The sequence below is a fragment of the Acinetobacter sp. AND/436 genome, assembly GCF_049546925.1.
In the GTDB taxonomy this organism is placed as follows: domain Bacteria; phylum Pseudomonadota; class Gammaproteobacteria; order Pseudomonadales; family Moraxellaceae; genus Acinetobacter; species Acinetobacter indicus.
The window spans coordinates 79070-94254 of record NZ_JBMXBO010000012.1; the positions used below are offsets into that span (position 1 = coordinate 79070).

Sequence of the window (15185 nt, forward strand, 5' to 3'; positions counted from 1 at the left end):
TCAGTTTTGTTCGGAGATTTTTATGAACATTAATATGTTAATGCAGCAAGCGCAGCGCATGCAGAAAGAAGTAGAAAACAATATCAAGAAAGCCAAAGAAGAACTGGCACAAACTGAAGTGCATGCCGAAGCGGGCGGTGGTCTGGTCAAAGTAACCATGACCTGCCGTAACGTGGTGAAGCGTATTGAAATCAATCCTGAACTGTTACAAGACGATCCAGACATGATTGAAGACCTGATTGCTGCGGCCATGAATGATGCAGCGCGTCAGGCAGAAACCATTTCTGAAGAACGTATGAAAGCAGCGAATTCTGGTATGGGCTTACCACCAGGTTTGGCAGGCATGTTCTAAGGTAGCGCATCTGTGTTCAGCGATCGTTTTGATCAACTGGTACAAGCCTTGCGTATTTTGCCAAGTGTTGGGCCAAAATCGGCCCAGCGCATGGCCTTGCACCTGATCATGAAAAACCGTGAAGGCGCGCTGGGTCTGGCTTATGCCTTAAATGAGGCGACCACGCATATTCACGAATGTTCCATCTGCCATTCTTTAACCGAAGATGAAGTGTGCAATATCTGCGCATCTTCGGAACGTGATGAAGAATTACTCTGCGTGGTGGAATCACCAGCCGATGTCATGGCAATTGAACAAAGTGGCAGCTTCCGCGGTAAATATCATGTCTTGGGCGGGCATTTATCGCCGCTTGACGGGATTGGCCCGGAAGAAATCGGGATTCCAGCTTTAATTCACCGTTTAAGCTCGGGTCAGGTCAAAGAAGTGATTCTGGCGACCAATGCCACGGTAGAAGGTCAGGCGACGGCGCATTATCTGGTCGAAGCGACCAAGCATTTACCGGTGCAGATGACCCGGATTGCCCAGGGCGTGCCGCAAGGTGGTGAACTGGAATATATCGACAGTCACACTTTAAGTCAGGCTGTCCATAACCGTATGCGCATGAAATAAGTACTCCGGTGCTTATTTCATCAGATTTCAACTTTTTAAATTGGGTCTTAATCAAATATTGAAACTTTAACTAAGATATAAAAAATATAAACTTTTGTTTATCTTGAGCTTAAACTTTAAAAAAAATCAGCAAAATATACCGTAAGTTTTATTTTTTTATAGCTAAATTATATTTATTGGTTAAAATACCCCTTGAGAAACTTTAACGACTCTCTCTGCTATGTTCCAATTTATTCAACAGCAACAAGACTTTGAAAATGTTTTAACATTAATGAGTCAAAACTCTACCTATGGACTGGATACCGAATTCATCAAGGTTGATACCTTATGGCCCAAATTGGGGGTGTTCCAGATTAATGTCGCAGGAAAAGTTTATTTGCTGGATGGAACAACGCTGAATCTTTCGGCGTTCTGGGAAAAAATCTTCCAGGCGCAGCAGAATATTTTCCATGCTTGTGGCGAAGATATCGACCTGATCTATCATTATGCCCAGCAAAAATCACTGAAAAATGTATTTGATACCCAGGTTGGCATGTCCTTTTTGGGCTATGGTCTGCAGGTCAGCTATCAGAATGCTCTAAAGCAGGTGCTAGAGGTCGATATTGACAAAGACCAGACCCGTTCGGACTGGCTGGCGCGACCATTATCACCGGAACAGTTGCAATATGCAGCCAATGATGTGCTGTATTTAATGCAACTGGCAGAAAAAGTACAGCAGGACTTGCAGCAAAAATCGTTACTGAATCTGGTGGTAGAAGACTGCCGTCATTTAACCCAGGAAATTGGGGAAGATACACCGCTAGAGCGTCTGTATCAGGATATCGGCAATTACCGCCATTCACGCCGTCAGCTTATGCAGTTACAGCAATTGGTGGTCTGGCGTGAACAGATGGTTAAGGCTTTAAACCAGCCACGCAGCTTTATTCTGAAAAATACCACCTTACTGGATCTGGTTGAAAAAAATCCGAAAAATAATTTTCAGCTGTCACACGTGAAGGAGATCCGTCCGAATATTTTACGTGAACATGGCAAAACCATTTTAGACCTGTTGAAATTCCTGCCCGATCCAGAGCACTGGCCGCTGCGCATGGCGCGTCCAATTCGCCATTCTTCCAAAGAGGTGGGACAGCACATTGAGCAGGTGATTCAACGCGGCGTCAATGAAACCGGCATCCCTAAAGAAGTGCTGATGCGGAAAAAATGGCTGAATGCCCTGTATCAACATGTGGTATTTAAAAATGATGAGCAGGATTTACCAAGCTATTTATTGGGCTGGCGTTATGATCTGCTGACCAAGCCGCTGATTGAAGTGCTGCATCAAGATCAGCAGTATTTATCCAATCATATGATAGTGATGGATTAAAAAAACAGCAAACTGCTGCCAGAATTATGATTTGTACACAATCACGACTGATGCGTTAATAATCACTAATGTATCCGTCTTTTTTTTGATGTATGCTTTGGCCTGAGTTAAACGAGTATTGTGCTGAATATGTTCTGTTCAATTTATAAATCGAGCAAAAAAGATGAAATGTATCTTTATGTCGCTCGTATTGAAAGCCAAGATGATCAAGCAGAAGCGGCAGATCCGCTTGAAGTGGTACCGGAAGTACTGCGTACTGCATTTGGTCGTGCAACGTTTGTCATGGATTTAGAATTGCATGAAAACCGTAAACTCGCGCGGGCCAATATTCTGCATGTCATGGATTCGATTCAAACCAAAGGCTTCTTTATTCAAATGCCGCCAGAAGGTTTAATTAATCCGAATGCGGTTGAGCCAGAAGGCTTACGCGGTGCCTAAGTTAAATTCAGGAGTTGAGTGATGGAAAATTTAATGACTTTTTTAGAATCAATTCCTGAAAATACCATTGCCGTTACGGTCTATCTATTGGGTAGCCTGATTATTTTATGGTGCTGGTATGAAATTGCCAAACGTCTGCCTCATCCACTCGGTGGCGTAAGCTGGATTGTGGTCTTTGCTATCTTGCTGACCCCTACCATTTCCGAAGGGCATAATGCAGGTATTGCACCGGCCACCTTTGGTTTGCTGTTTGGTGTATTAACCAAGGAAATGCCGTTGGTCTGGTCCAATTTATCTGCCATTCTGGTGGTGATTGGTTTAGGACTGGTGGTTGGTTATTTCTGGTCTAAATATAGCCAGCGTAAAGCAGGTCTTGCTGCCAAGAACAACAGCACAGCGCTTTAATTACAAAAATAAGTTTAAATTGAAATAAGGTTATCTCATGTCTGTAGATACACAACACTTCACTGGTACTGATCAATACATCGCCACTGACAGCTTAAAGCTGGCGGTGCAGGCGGCTCGCCGTTTACAGAAACCGCTGTTAATTAAAGGTGAACCGGGTACCGGTAAAACCTTACTGGCCGAGCAGGTCGCACAAAGCCTAGGACTGAAACTGATTACCTGGCATATCAAATCGACCACCAAAGCCCAGCAAGGCCTGTATGAGTATGATGCTGTGTCGCGTTTACGTGATAGTCAGCTGGGGGATGACCGGGTTTATGATATTAAAAACTACATCAAGCCGGGCAAACTGTGGGAAGCGTTTAGCAGTGAAGAGCGTTGTGTACTGCTGATTGATGAAATTGACAAGGCCGATATCGAGTTTCCAAACGACTTGCTGCATGAGCTGGATAAAATGTCCTTTTTCGTGTATGAAACTGGCGAAACCATTAGCGCAACGCAGCGTCCGATTGTGATCATCACTTCCAATAATGAAAAAGAACTGCCCGATGCCTTCTTGCGTCGCTGTTTCTTCCATTATATTGATTTCCCTGATGAAGCCACCATGCGTGACATCATCAATGTACATTTCCCGAAAATCTCCACGACTTTGGTGTCAGAAGCTCTACAGGTGTTCTTTAAATTACGCCAGATTCCAGGTCTGAAAAAACCGCCTTCAACCTCTGAGCTGATTGACTGGCTAAGCCTGTTAATGGCGGATGACATGCCGGACGATATTCTGCGTAATGCTGACAAAACCAAAGCCATTCCACCGTTGTACGGTGCGCTGATTAAAAACGAGCAGGATGTTCAGTTACTGGAACGCTTAGCCTTTATGGCCCGTCGTTAAGGGAGTAATCGCCACATGTTTGTGCGATTGTTTTATACCTTAAGAAAATACGGCATCCCGGTCACCACCCGCGAACTGATTGACCTGAACCGTGCAGTGGCAGAAGGTCTGGTCTTTGCCAATCAGGATGAGTTTTATCATCTGGCCAAAACCATTATGGTCAAGGATGAGCGCTTTTTTGACAAGTTCGACCGGGCCATGAAAGATTACTTTGATGGTATCTCGACCTTTGATCTGGATGAATTGCTGAATCAGGTCCATAAGCTGCCGAAAGACTGGTTTGATCTGGAGCTGCTGGAAAAGCATTTAACCCCGGAGCAGCGCGAAGAACTGAAAAAAGCCGGTTCATTGGAAGAGCTGATGAAAATGCTGGAAGAGCGTTTACGCGAACAGCATAAAAAGCATCAGGGCGGTAACCGCATGATTGGGACCGGTGGAACCTCGCCGTTTGGTGCCTATGGTGATCATCCTGAAGGGGTGCGTATAGGCGGGCCGGGCCGTAAACGTTCAGCGGTTAAAGTCTGGGAACAGCGTCAATACCGTAATCTGGATGATGACCAGCTGCTCGGTTCACGGCAAATGCAAATGGCGCTGCGCCGTCTGCGCAAGTTTGCCCGTCAGGGCGCGGCTGAAGAATTAGATGTCGATGGCACCATTCGTGAAACCGCCAAACAGGGTATTCTGGATGTGCAACTGGTACCCGAACGGCGTAACCGGGTTAAAGTGTTAATGCTGTTTGATGTCGGCGGCTCCATGGATGCGCACATCGCCCAGTGTGAAAAGCTGTTTAGTGCGGCCAAAACCGAATTTAAAACGTTGGAATATTTTTATTTTCATAACTGCCTGTACGATTATGTCTGGAAAGACAATGTACGCCGTTCACACACCCGTATGAATACCTGGGATTTATTCAACACCTACGGACGCGACTATCGTGTGATTGTGGTCGGGGATGCCAGTATGGCACCTTATGAGCTGAATGCCGTTGGGGGTTCAGTGGAATATATGAATGATGAGGCCGGGCAGGTGTGGTTGCGCCGTTTACGCCAGCATTTTGATAAAACCGCCTGGCTGAACCCGGAACAAGAGCAATATTGGCACTACACCCAGACCATCGGTTTAATTCAGCAAATTTTTGAAAATCATATGTATCCCATGACGTTAAAGGGGATTGAAGATTTAACCCGTTATTTGGCGCGTTAAGCTTCATAAAATAGAAGGAATACTGCATGAACTCTCAGATGAATGGCGTTGCCTTACCCAATGAAGATGGCTTTTTTGGTGAATATGGCGGGCAGTTTATTCCACCGCATCTGAAAGCGGCGATGGATGATATTAAAGTGGCCTACGAAGAAATTCGTCAGACTCCGGAATTTCAGCAGGAACTGGCTGAGCTATTCGCACATTATGTGGGTCGTCCAAGTCCGCTATTTCATGCCAAGCGTTTATCTGAGCAGTTGGGCGGGGCACAAATCTATTTAAAACGTGAAGATTTAAATCACACCGGCGCGCATAAAATTAACCATTGTTTAGGTGAAGCCTTGCTGGCCAAATATATGGGCAAAACCAAAGTCATTGCCGAAACTGGCGCTGGTCAGCATGGCGTGGCATTGGCAACCGCCTGTGCCCTGGTCGGTATTCCATGCGAAATTCACATGGGTCAGGTCGATATTGAGAAAGAACATCCCAATGTCGTAAAAATGAAAATTCTGGGCGCCAAGCTGATTTCCGTGACCCGCGGCACTGCAACCTTAAAAGATGCGGTAGACAGCGCCTTCGAAGAATACTTAAAAGATCCGAAAAACTATATTTATGCGATTGGTTCGGTGGTGGGACCGCATCCATTCCCGATGATGGTACGTGATTTCCAGGCCATTATTGGTGATGAAATTAAAGTTCAGGCGCAGGAACGTTTTGGTGCACAGCCGGATTATATTGTGGCTTGTGTCGGTGGTGGTTCTAATGCTGTGGGCGCTTTTACCGCGTTTCTGAATGATCCGGAAGTAAAACTGGTTGGTGTTGAGCCAGCCGGTCATGGCCTGAATACCGATATGCACTCTGCAACCCTCACCTTAGGTAAACCGGGTCAGTTACACGGTATGGCCTGTTATGTGCTGGAAGATGAGCAGGGTGAGCCACTCCCGGTACACTCGATTGCATCTGGGCTGGATTATCCGGGTGTAGGACCACAGCACAGCTTCCTGAAAGATGCTGGTCGTGTCGAATATACCACTGCTACTGATCAGGAATGTCTGGACGCCTTTATTCAGCTGTCTCGGGTTGAAGGGATTGTGCCGGCACTGGAAAGCTCGCATGCGGTCGCATGGGCGATACGTGAAGCGCCAAAAATGTCCAAAGACACCAATATTGTGGTGAACCTGTCCGGTCGCGGCGATAAAGATGCAGACTATGTGGCACACAAGCTGGGCTTGAATTAATCCTGTTTAGTCTCTTTTAAAAGAACAGTTTTTAAAAGACTGGCCATAAAAAAACTCTCCTGAAGGAGAGTTTTTTGTTTTTTATATTGTCTGTTTAGCTGGCAATATATTGTTGTAGCTGGTCAATCAGTTTACGTTGATCATCCATCACTGCTTTTACCAGGTCGCCAATCGACACCAGTCCGACCAGTTTGCCATCTTCTACTACCGGTAAATGACGTAAATGACGATCGGTCATCAGGCTTAAACAGTCTTCTACGCTGGTGCTTTGAGTCACGGTCAGTACCTTTGCGGTCATAATCTCGTTGACAGTGGTGTCATAAGAGGAGCGTTCCATCAGGGCAATTTTACGGGTGTAGTCACGCTCGGATAAAATCCCGACCACTTGACCTTCATGGGTCACTACAAGCGCCCCGATGCCTTTATCGGCCATAATTGAAATTGCTTCGAGTACAGTTGCTTCTGGACTAACGGTGTATATTTCCTGGCTATGCTTATCTTTTAATACGTGTGTTACATTGGTCATTCTGTCTGGTCCTTGCCATTTTTGTTCTTGGTATGGGTTCTAACTTAACCTCAATTTTGAAAAATGCCAATAGTTTTATCATTAGAGGCCATAATCAGCAGTCATATTGTTTTCATTGAGGTTTAATGGTGCATGAATCTCTACGTTAAGCGGTCTTTAACTGGGCGTCATTAAAGAAAAAGTGTTTCATTTGCTGTGTGGTCAGCTTGAATTGCTGGCTGGAACAATGACACAGCGCCGGTGTAACTTTTAAACGGGTTAAGGTCGGTAGCAGGGAATTCTGAAAATCCTGCGGGCTAATCTGGCGCGGAGTGTAGTTTGGCCAGTGTTTCTTGGCATATTTATAGGCTTGGACACCGTTTAACCAAAAGGGAAAAATAAAATCATCCTGATCGGAGGTCATGGCCCAACCCTGATGATATAGCCCCCAAAGTACCCCGCAATACATCATTGATTTTAGAATACTGATTTTCATGTGAATATCTTGGGCAGCGGGTTTTAAAGACTTAATCTGGTTCATGTCATATAAACACTAATGTGGTGCCTGTATTGTAGGAAATTCAGATGAATAAAGCGTTTAAGCTTTGCGTTAAATCGTAAACAAATATAAAAAACAAATTTCAGGCATTAAAAAACGCCACCTAGGTGACGTCTGTTTATGCTTGCATGGTGGCCATATTCTGCCAGTACTGTGCTTTGAGTGAATCGCGTTCTACGCGGAAGCCTTGATAGTACAGTTCAGCTAAGAACATAGCGGCTTTGCCATGACCCGCGCGGGCAACCTGTTCAAGTTCAGCCACAGCATCTTGGAAGTTCATCTGTGATTGAATGGTGTTAACCGCATTTGCATATGCAATTTCAAGATCATGGTGAGAGATACTCTGAATCATATAAAACTCCTTTATTTTAATTATGATCGCAATAAAGACTGTATAGCCAGTCTAAATAATAGTTTATCGAGGTTGTGTTAAACTAATATTACACATTTGTGGAAATGTCAACTAAGAGATGGGGCAGATCCGTGATATTTCAAGTTTACATGATTAAACATTGAACACTCTATAATTTTATTATGATATGCATATAAGAAAGGTAACATAAAAAGGAGAGCCACATGACAAATACAATAGACGGTTTTAACTTTGATCTGCCTTTACGTGCGGAGCAGATTATCGAGCTGGCCCATCATCACCGTAAAAAACTCGATGAGGCAGTGTTCCATCAGGAAATTCATTTAGGTGAGTATTGTCTGGCGCAGCGTAAACGTGTGCATGACTTTACCAGTACACTCGATCCACAGCAGCGTGAAGAATTCTACCGTATTTATAATGGTGAGCTAATCAGCATTGCCGATGATGATGAACTGCATCCGGCTGATGCCGAAAAAGGGGTCAGTATCTTTGCCATCTTCATTGTGCTGGCCATTGTCGCGGGTATTATCCTGTATACCGTATTCCGCGCGCTGATGACTTAAGCAGCAGTGGCTCACTTTTACTCACCAGTTCGGGTAAAATTGAGCCATCTATCTTGTGCAAATACCGCTAGCATCCTACACTACGGCTATTCGAGGTAGGCTATGCATGACGCAATACAAAAAATTTCTCAATTATTCATTCAATTAAAATCACGACTCACGTTAGAGCAAATTTATAATGGGGTAGTGGTCAGCATTATTGTCATTATTCTCCTGTTATCTTCCATTGCACTTTATCGCCCGGTCGGGTCCGTACAATTTCAGAATATTGAGTATCTGTCACAGCAGTCGATGTATCCTGAAACTCAGGAGATGGCTGTGCGCTTAATGCAGCAGCCACAGGTGCGTTATGGGCAATATCTTAAATTGATGCAGGCCCATCAGATGGAACTGGGTCAGGCAAAACAACTTCCTCCTCTGGATGTGGAGGCATATTAATCGCCGGAATATCTTCAACCTGAGGAAGCGATTGACTGCCGGTGGTCTGTAAATTGTGTTGTAAAACTTGTTCTAAAGCCGCTTTGTCTAAACTTTCACTGACTACAATCACGGTCAGATGTTCCGGATGCAGATGCCGGCGTACCGCAGCTTGCACATCTTCGGCGCTAATTTTACTGAGCTGCACTGAATATTCACTCAGGCTCTGTGCCGATTGTCCATAAAATCCCAAACTGCCGAGCTGGGCATTAATACTGGCATTGCTGCTGTAATGGTTGGGATAGGCTCTTAACAAGCCGTTTTTGGTTTCTTCCAGCTGTTTCGGATCAATCGGTTCACGGACAAAATCGACCAGTGCCTTATGCGCGACACGAATACTGTCCATTAGCTGATCTTGCCGGGTTGAGTAGCTGATGCGAAATACACCCGGTGCCTGACTAAAACTCATGCTGCTGGATGCGCCATAGGTATAGCCGCGTTTTACCCGCAGTTCTTTCATCAAAACAGAATGAAAGCCGCTACCGCCGAGCATACGATTGGCCACTTCTAGAGCCAGCCGGTCTGGATCATGACGTGTGGTGCCAATATGACCGAGCACAATATGCGCCTGACTGGACTGATAGGGCATGTGTACAATCTGAAAGCCATTTGCTGTGATGGGTGTGGGGAGTGGTGCAGCCGCCTGACCTTGCGCTAAGTTGCCGGCAATACGTTCTGCCAGATTTAAAGCTGCTTTGGCCTGCATTTTTCCGGTAATGGCAATATTCATATTCTGCGCCACCAGAAACTGCTCACGGAACTGTTGCAGATGTTTGGGCTGAATCCGCTGAATACTGCCATTGGTGCCGTTAATTGGCTGGGCATAAGGATGTTGCCCATATAAGCTGCGATACAGCTGAATCTCCATCATCCGGCTGGGATTTTCTTTCAGCTGTTTTTGTCCCAGCTGGTTATTGCTGACCACCATGCCAATGCTCTGTTTTTCAAAGGTGGCATGTTTGAGCAGTTCCATCATCATGGCTAAAGCCGGTTCCAGTTTTTCCGGGTCAGACAGCACCCGTAATTTGACAATAAACATATCCCGATAGGCTCGCGCGCTAAACTGCGCGCCGACCTGTTCAAACACGGCAGCCACTTGTTGTGCATTATATTTGGGCGTGCCTTCATCTAAGAGCTGGGCGGCCATATTGGCCACGCCGTATAAGCCGCTTTCAATTTCCCGATCACGCGCGGCACCGGCATTAAAGGTCAGCTGAATATCCAGAATTGGCAAATCCTGTGTTTCCACAAATAGGGTTCTGACCTGATAACGGTTATTCAGGTCATGCACATAAGGCGCGCGATAATCCAATTTCTGCTGATTAATATTTCTGAGACTTTGCAGCAGCGGCAGAGATTGTAAGGTATTTGGATTTTCATCCACTTCGGTGGTGGTATTGACATTGGCCTGCGCAGAACTGATCGCAAATAAGCTGGCCACCAGAACGCAGGAACGGAAATAGGGCATGTCGGTATCCTTTAGGGTGACTTGCTGTGTGGACGCAAATATAAGGTGGTCAAATTGTCACGCACAAAATAGACATTGGCGACGCGTTGAATGTCTTGCGGGCGTACGGTTTCAAAATGCTGAGGTAATTCATCCATCAGGCGATAACTCAATCCGTTGACTTCCAGATTGCCCATCATCTTGGCCTGTCCAGCCAGATCATCCTGACTATAAAGCAAATTCGACACAAACTTGGCTGTCACGCGTTTCACTTCCTGTTCATGCACCAGCTCGGTTTTTAGGCGTTCAATTTCAGCCTGAATCGCCTGTTCAGCTTCGGCCAGATCCACGCCATCCACCGGTAAAGCTGAAATGGTAAACAGGCTGTCGCCACGATTATACGGATCATAGCTGACGCTTAAGGCACTTAAGAGTTTTTGCTCGCGAATCAGACGCTGTTGCAGGCGCGAAGAAATACCGCTGTCTAATAAATGCTGAATGATGGTCAGTGCATAGGCATCTTGCGGATTGGTCGCAGTCGTTAGTGAACGGACATTCCAGGCCATATACAAATTCGGCACCTGAACCGGAAAATTCAGTTCCATGTGCCGATAGCCCAGACGTTCAAATTCGCGGACATCATTGCGGGCCGGCAGGCTGCGCGCTGGAATATCGGCAAAGTATTTTTGCGCCTGCAGCAAGGCCGCTTCAGCATTAACATCGCCGACAATAATTAAAATGGCATTATTCGGGCTATACCACTGCTTGTACCACTGACGTAAATCCTCCAGCTGGATATTTTGCAGATCTTTCATATGCCCAATAATTGGCTGGCGATAATGACTGGTCGGGTAGGCAATCCATTTAAACCGTTCAAAAGCCAAAGCACGGGGATTGTCATCGGTACGCTGGCGCCGTTCTTCCATCACCACTTTGATTTCGGTGGCAAAATCCTGCTGGCGCAGCAATAAATTACGCATCCGGTCGGCTTCAAGCTCCAGCGCCATCGGAAAATAGGTTTTTGGATACAGCTGATAATAATTGGTGTAATTGGTAAAGGTCGAGGCATTGACCCGACCGCCGTAAATCCGGCTGAGTCGGGTAAACTCATCATTCGGCACTTTATGTGTGCCTTTGAACATCATGTGTTCCAGTGCATGGGAAATACCGAGTAAATTTCCCGACTCATCACTGCTACCAACTTTGTACCAGATTTGAGTCATCACCATTGGCGAACGATGATCTTCACGAATAATCACTTTTAAACCGTTTTTTAACGTGGTTTCAACGGTACTGCGTGCCAGCTCGCTTTGAGTATTGGCCGCCAAAGCATTCGATGAGAAACCGATCAGAAGTAGGGTAAGGGCGAAACGTTGTTGTTTTAAATGATGAACCACAGCAGGCAAAATTTTATTGTTCAGTATCACAAAGATGATCCGCAATGCATCTGTATTTGCTTTCATTCTTCAGAAACGGGGCAGTGAAAGCAAGGGAATCCTGTAACTTTTTGCAGCCTGCGACACATGATTGGCAATGACAAGTCAAAGCGGGCAGTTTATGTTAGAATCCAACTTTTTAACGCACTGCTTTTCAAGGATTCGGCATGCAACAGCAATCTAATGGGCAAAATAAATTTTTGATTGATGCTGATATCGGGGATGACGATGTCACTTTACCAAGTTTACCTGCGGTAAATGTACCTATCGTTGAAACACCTAAAGTAGAACAAGCACCTGTTTCTGCGCCTGTAGCCACAGAAGCAGCTGAAGAGAAATCAAAAGGCGGTTTCTTTAGCCGTATGAAAGAAGGGTTAACCAAAACCCGTAAAAACTTTGCCGATGGGATGGTCAACATCTTAATTGGTGGTAAAGAAATTGATGATGAACTTTTAGAAGAAGTTGAAGAGCAATTGCTGGTGGCCGATATTGGTGTCGATGCCACCAAAACCATTATTGCCAACCTGACTGAACGTACTGCGCGTGGTGATCTGATTTATTCACACTCGCTGTATAAAGCCTTGCAGGAAGAGCTGGTGGCTTTACTGGCGCCGCGTGTTAAACCGTTACATATTGATTCGAATAAAAATCCATATGTCATTCTGGTGGTGGGCGTGAATGGTGTGGGTAAAACCACCACCATTGGTAAGCTGGCCAAACGTTTACAAGGTGAAGGCAAGAAAGTCATGCTGGCCGCTGGTGATACCTTCCGTGCAGCAGCGACTGAACAGTTACAAATCTGGGGCGAGCGTAATGATGTTGCTGTGGTCGCACAAGGTCATGGTGCAGACAGTGCTTCGGTTATTTTTGATGCCTTTGAAAGTGCGCGTGCCAAAGGTATGGATGTCTTGATTGCTGATACTGCAGGACGTTTGCATAACAAAGGTCATTTGATGCAGGAACTGACCAAAGTCAAACGCGTGATGCAAAAAATTGATGCCACTGCACCGCATGAAGTGATGCTGGTGGTAGATGCCGGTACCGGTCAGAATGCGATTAACCAGGTTGAAATGTTTGATGAAGCGGTCGGCTTGACCGGTCTAACTATTACCAAACTGGATGGTACCGCCAAAGGTGGTGTGCTGTTTAATATTGCCAGCCGTACCCATGTGCCTATCCGCTTTATTGGGGTGGGTGAAAAAATTGATGACCTGCGTCCATTTTCAGCCAAGTCCTTTGTGGCAGCGCTGTTTGAAACAGACAAATAAGCAGCTCAAAAACTCCGCGATTTGCGGAGTTTTTTTATATATCCTTTAAACTGGAAGAAAACCTAATAATTGATCTAAACCTAGAGCAGGAATGATGCTCCATCCGCTTTGACGTGCTTTAAAATTTAACTTGTTTTCATAAAATCTACGATAAGCGCGGTTATTGTTCCATAAATGCAACACATTGTTATAAAACTGGGGCTATTTTCCAGCCCAGGCAGCCGTTAAGATAAATCCATCTGTTATAAACACAAGACCATACCAAGGAAAAAGATATGTCATTTAAAGATCATTTACTTAAACGCCGTACCATTTACTCAATTGGTAAAAATGTGGCGCTAGACGAAGCGAAAATTGAAGAAATTATTAAAGAAGCCGTTCGTTTAAGCCCATCTTCGTTTAACTCGCAAACTTCACGTGTGGTGATTCTGTTTGGTGAGTCACATGCCAAATTCTGGGAAATTGTACGTGAAACCTTGCGTAAAATGGTGCCGGCTGAAAACTTTGCATCAACTGACAGCAAAATCAGCAGCTTTGCCGCAGGTTTTGGTACTGCGTTATTCTATGAAGACCAAGATGTCGTGAAAGCACTGCAAGAACAATTTGCACTATACGCAGATAACTTCCCGGTATGGTCAGAGCATTCAACAGGGATTGCCCAGTTTGCAACCTGGATTGCGCTGGCAGAAAACAACATTGGTGCATCGCTACAGCATTACAACCCGATTATTGATGAAGAAGTTGCGGCGACCTTTGATGTACCAGCCAACTGGAAATTAAGAGCGCAACTGGTGTTCGGTTCAATTGAAGCACCAGCGGGTGATAAAGAGTTTATGAATGATGCAGATCGTTTTAAAACTTTTCACTAAGTTGCATAGCTAAACCAAAGAAAGGGCGCATTCAGCGCTCTTTTTTATGGCAAAACGACACTAAAAAGAGAGAAATTGGGCTTTCCCCATTTTTGTCATAAAACTGTCATTTCAGCGCTGCATAGTGCAACTAAAATTGAACAATCGACTAGAGTGAACAGCATGGCTTTACGTTTATCCTTCGCAGCACTGGCTTTAAGTTTAAGTAGTACAGCTTTTTCCGCAGTGACCATTACGGCACCGGAAGAAATTAAGGTTGAAGGTTTAAATGGTCAGGAAGTGAAAAGCCGTCTGTTTAGCAGTAATCATAACTATAGCGTGCAGCCTGGCGAGAATGTGCTGAGCGTACGTTATGTACAGTTTTTTGAAGAGCATCCGGGCATTGGTTCACACGATATTGTACGTTCGGGCATCGTGCATATTAAAACTCCGGTTTTACAAGATAAAGCCACATACCGTTTAGGGCTGGTGAATCCACCAAAAACGCATGATGATGCCAAGGAGTTTGCCAAGCAGCCGGTATTCGGTTTATTTGATGCGAAAAATCAGCTGCTGGTGCAGCAGGCTGGAGCCAAAGATTTAAACCGTGGCATTTTACAAAACTTATTTAGTACTTCTTCAACAGAAGCTGCGCAGGCCGCACCTGTATCGGTGACACAACCAGCAGCGGTGTATAGTCCGCAAGCAGTCGTGACAACCAAACCCGTTGCAACTGTTAGCAATGTTGCCGGTGCAGATCAGCAACTGATTCAGCTGTGGCAACAAGCGTCTAAAACAGAACGACAAAAATTTATGTCGTGGCTGGCAGAACAGGCCAATTAAAAACCGCAATAAAATGAAAAGATTATAAAACCAGCTTCGGCTGGTTTTTTATTTATAGATTTAAAGTCTAAGTGGACTACTTTATTTTTATAATTACTTAGCTAAACTTAGTAATACAGATGAAATATGCAGCAATTTGGTTTAAAAATAACCAGACAGGTACTTTTTTCTTAAAACTTTATAAAATGTGCTTGCAAAGCTTTTAAATTTCTCTAGAATGCACCCCATACCGACGAGATAAACGAAAACGAACGAAGCACGAAGTGCTGAGTTGTTGAGTGTTTTGAGTCCAGCTTCTGGCACTGACGAGGTGTTAGAAAGATCATTAAGAGATTATGAAGAACAACTTGTGTGGATTTTTACTGGTTGATT

At 44.9% G+C, this 15185-nt stretch carries 17 protein-coding genes; 12 read left to right on the forward strand and 5 right to left on the reverse strand.

The genetic code is table 11. The features are described 5' to 3' along the window. The first annotated feature begins 22 nt into the window (after nucleotides 1-22). The 8 genes from ACPEPR_RS10535 to trpB all read left to right on the forward strand — a co-directional run bounded on the left by ACPEPR_RS10535 (nucleotide 23) and on the right by trpB (nucleotide 6494). Nucleotides 23-352 (forward strand): YbaB/EbfC family nucleoid-associated protein, encoded by a 330-nt coding sequence (locus ACPEPR_RS10535; protein ID WP_005178423.1) that lies wholly within the window; start codon nucleotides 23-25, stop codon nucleotides 350-352. 12 nt (nucleotides 353-364) lie between these two features. Continuing rightward, entirely contained in the window at nucleotides 365-961 is a 597-nt protein-coding gene (recR, locus tag ACPEPR_RS10540) for a recombination mediator RecR (protein WP_005178420.1), read from the forward strand. A 220-nt stretch (nucleotides 962-1181) separates the two neighbouring features. Beyond that, entirely contained in the window at nucleotides 1182-2324 is a 1143-nt protein-coding gene (locus ACPEPR_RS10545) for a ribonuclease D (protein WP_423562409.1), read from the forward strand. 129 nt (nucleotides 2325-2453) lie between these two features. Beyond that, nucleotides 2454-2762, forward strand: a complete 309-nt coding sequence (locus tag ACPEPR_RS10550; RefSeq protein ID WP_005178417.1) for a YcgL domain-containing protein — start codon at nucleotides 2454-2456, stop codon at nucleotides 2760-2762. 21 nt (nucleotides 2763-2783) lie between these two features. After that, nucleotides 2784-3167: a hypothetical protein gene (locus ACPEPR_RS10555; RefSeq protein ID WP_045795396.1), complete on the forward strand. Its 384-nt coding sequence runs from the start codon at nucleotides 2784-2786 to the stop codon at nucleotides 3165-3167. Between the two features lie 37 nt (nucleotides 3168-3204). Continuing rightward, a complete protein-coding gene (locus ACPEPR_RS10560; RefSeq protein ID WP_423562410.1) occupies nucleotides 3205-4056 on the forward strand; it encodes an AAA family ATPase in 852 nt (283 codons plus the stop codon). A 15-nt stretch (nucleotides 4057-4071) separates the two neighbouring features. Then, a complete protein-coding gene (locus tag ACPEPR_RS10565; protein ID WP_104505803.1) occupies nucleotides 4072-5259 on the forward strand; it encodes a vWA domain-containing protein in 1188 nt (395 codons plus the stop codon). A gap of 26 nt (nucleotides 5260-5285) precedes the next feature. Next, nucleotides 5286-6494 carry a tryptophan synthase subunit beta gene (trpB, locus tag ACPEPR_RS10570; protein WP_075167962.1) on the forward strand — a complete coding sequence of 403 codons (1209 nt, stop codon included), beginning with the start codon at nucleotides 5286-5288 and terminating at the stop codon, nucleotides 6492-6494. Nucleotides 6495-6588: 94 nt separating this feature from the next. On the opposite strand, the gene ACPEPR_RS10575 is transcribed toward trpB, so the two are convergent. The 3 genes from ACPEPR_RS10575 to ACPEPR_RS10585 all read right to left on the reverse strand — a co-directional run bounded on the left by ACPEPR_RS10575 (nucleotide 6589) and on the right by ACPEPR_RS10585 (nucleotide 7910). Beyond that, nucleotides 6589-7020: a CBS domain-containing protein gene (locus ACPEPR_RS10575; protein ID WP_005178410.1), complete on the reverse strand. Its 432-nt coding sequence runs from the start codon at nucleotides 7018-7020 to the stop codon at nucleotides 6589-6591. Nucleotides 7021-7165: 145 nt separating this feature from the next. Beyond that, complete coding sequence (locus ACPEPR_RS10580) at nucleotides 7166-7540, reverse strand: DUF2750 domain-containing protein (RefSeq protein WP_005178408.1); 375 nt, start codon at nucleotides 7538-7540, stop codon at nucleotides 7166-7168. Nucleotides 7541-7676: 136 nt separating this feature from the next. Further along, entirely contained in the window at nucleotides 7677-7910 is a 234-nt protein-coding gene (locus ACPEPR_RS10585; protein WP_005178404.1) for a hypothetical protein, read from the reverse strand. Nucleotides 7911-8134: 224 nt separating this feature from the next. On the opposite strand from ACPEPR_RS10585, the gene ACPEPR_RS10590 reads away from it, so the two are divergent. Continuing rightward, nucleotides 8135-8494, forward strand: coding sequence for a hypothetical protein (locus ACPEPR_RS10590; protein WP_005178401.1), 360 nt, complete (start codon nucleotides 8135-8137; stop codon nucleotides 8492-8494). 361 nt (nucleotides 8495-8855) lie between these two features. On the opposite strand, the gene ACPEPR_RS10595 is transcribed toward ACPEPR_RS10590, so the two are convergent. Together ACPEPR_RS10595 and ACPEPR_RS10600 are read right to left on the reverse strand one after the other, a co-directional pair. Continuing rightward, on the reverse strand, nucleotides 8856-10439 hold the full coding sequence (locus ACPEPR_RS10595; protein ID WP_180036799.1) for a M16 family metallopeptidase: 1584 nt from the start codon (nucleotides 10437-10439) through the stop codon (nucleotides 8856-8858). An 11-nt stretch (nucleotides 10440-10450) separates the two neighbouring features. Continuing rightward, entirely contained in the window at nucleotides 10451-11845 is a 1395-nt protein-coding gene (locus ACPEPR_RS10600) for a M16 family metallopeptidase (RefSeq protein WP_423562411.1), read from the reverse strand. 176 nt (nucleotides 11846-12021) lie between these two features. Between ACPEPR_RS10600 and ftsY the strand changes: the two genes are divergently transcribed. The 3 genes from ftsY (at nucleotide 12022) to ACPEPR_RS10615 (ending at nucleotide 14813) form a co-directional block, all read left to right on the forward strand. Beyond that, complete coding sequence (gene ftsY, locus ACPEPR_RS10605) at nucleotides 12022-13122, forward strand: signal recognition particle-docking protein FtsY (RefSeq protein WP_016658995.1); 1101 nt, start codon at nucleotides 12022-12024, stop codon at nucleotides 13120-13122. Nucleotides 13123-13397: 275 nt separating this feature from the next. Then, the gene (locus ACPEPR_RS10610; RefSeq protein WP_016658994.1) at nucleotides 13398-13991 is read left to right on the forward strand and encodes a nitroreductase family protein; all 594 of its coding nucleotides are present in this window, start codon (nucleotides 13398-13400) and stop codon (nucleotides 13989-13991) included. A gap of 162 nt (nucleotides 13992-14153) precedes the next feature. Next, nucleotides 14154-14813, forward strand: coding sequence for a DUF2057 domain-containing protein (locus ACPEPR_RS10615; protein WP_168395834.1), 660 nt, complete (start codon nucleotides 14154-14156; stop codon nucleotides 14811-14813). Nucleotides 14814-15185 lie beyond the last annotated feature (372 nt).

Coding starts and splice junctions, on each gene's coding strand:
- ACPEPR_RS10610 (WP_016658994.1), top strand. CDS start 13,398: ATGTCATTTAAAGATCATTTACTTAAACGCCGTACCATTTACTCAATT.
- ftsY (WP_016658995.1), top strand. CDS start 12,022: ATGCAACAGCAATCTAATGGGCAAAATAAATTTTTGATTGATGCTGAT.
- ACPEPR_RS10590 (WP_005178401.1), top strand. CDS start 8,135: ATGACAAATACAATAGACGGTTTTAACTTTGATCTGCCTTTACGTGCG.
- ACPEPR_RS10585 (WP_005178404.1), bottom strand. CDS start 7,910: ATGATTCAGAGTATCTCTCACCATGATCTTGAAATTGCATATGCAAAT.
- ACPEPR_RS10535 (WP_005178423.1), top strand. CDS start 23: ATGAACATTAATATGTTAATGCAGCAAGCGCAGCGCATGCAGAAAGAA.
- ACPEPR_RS10575 (WP_005178410.1), bottom strand. CDS start 7,020: ATGACCAATGTAACACACGTATTAAAAGATAAGCATAGCCAGGAAATA.
- ACPEPR_RS10580 (WP_005178408.1), bottom strand. CDS start 7,540: ATGAACCAGATTAAGTCTTTAAAACCCGCTGCCCAAGATATTCACATG.
- ACPEPR_RS10615 (WP_168395834.1), top strand. CDS start 14,154: ATGGCTTTACGTTTATCCTTCGCAGCACTGGCTTTAAGTTTAAGTAGT.
- ACPEPR_RS10555 (WP_045795396.1), top strand. CDS start 2,784: ATGGAAAATTTAATGACTTTTTTAGAATCAATTCCTGAAAATACCATT.
- ACPEPR_RS10560 (WP_423562410.1), top strand. CDS start 3,205: ATGTCTGTAGATACACAACACTTCACTGGTACTGATCAATACATCGCC.
- ACPEPR_RS10545 (WP_423562409.1), top strand. CDS start 1,182: ATGTTCCAATTTATTCAACAGCAACAAGACTTTGAAAATGTTTTAACA.
- ACPEPR_RS10595 (WP_180036799.1), bottom strand. CDS start 10,439: ATGCCCTATTTCCGTTCCTGCGTTCTGGTGGCCAGCTTATTTGCGATC.
- ACPEPR_RS10565 (WP_104505803.1), top strand. CDS start 4,072: ATGTTTGTGCGATTGTTTTATACCTTAAGAAAATACGGCATCCCGGTC.
- trpB (WP_075167962.1), top strand. CDS start 5,286: ATGAACTCTCAGATGAATGGCGTTGCCTTACCCAATGAAGATGGCTTT.
- ACPEPR_RS10550 (WP_005178417.1), top strand. CDS start 2,454: ATGTTCTGTTCAATTTATAAATCGAGCAAAAAAGATGAAATGTATCTT.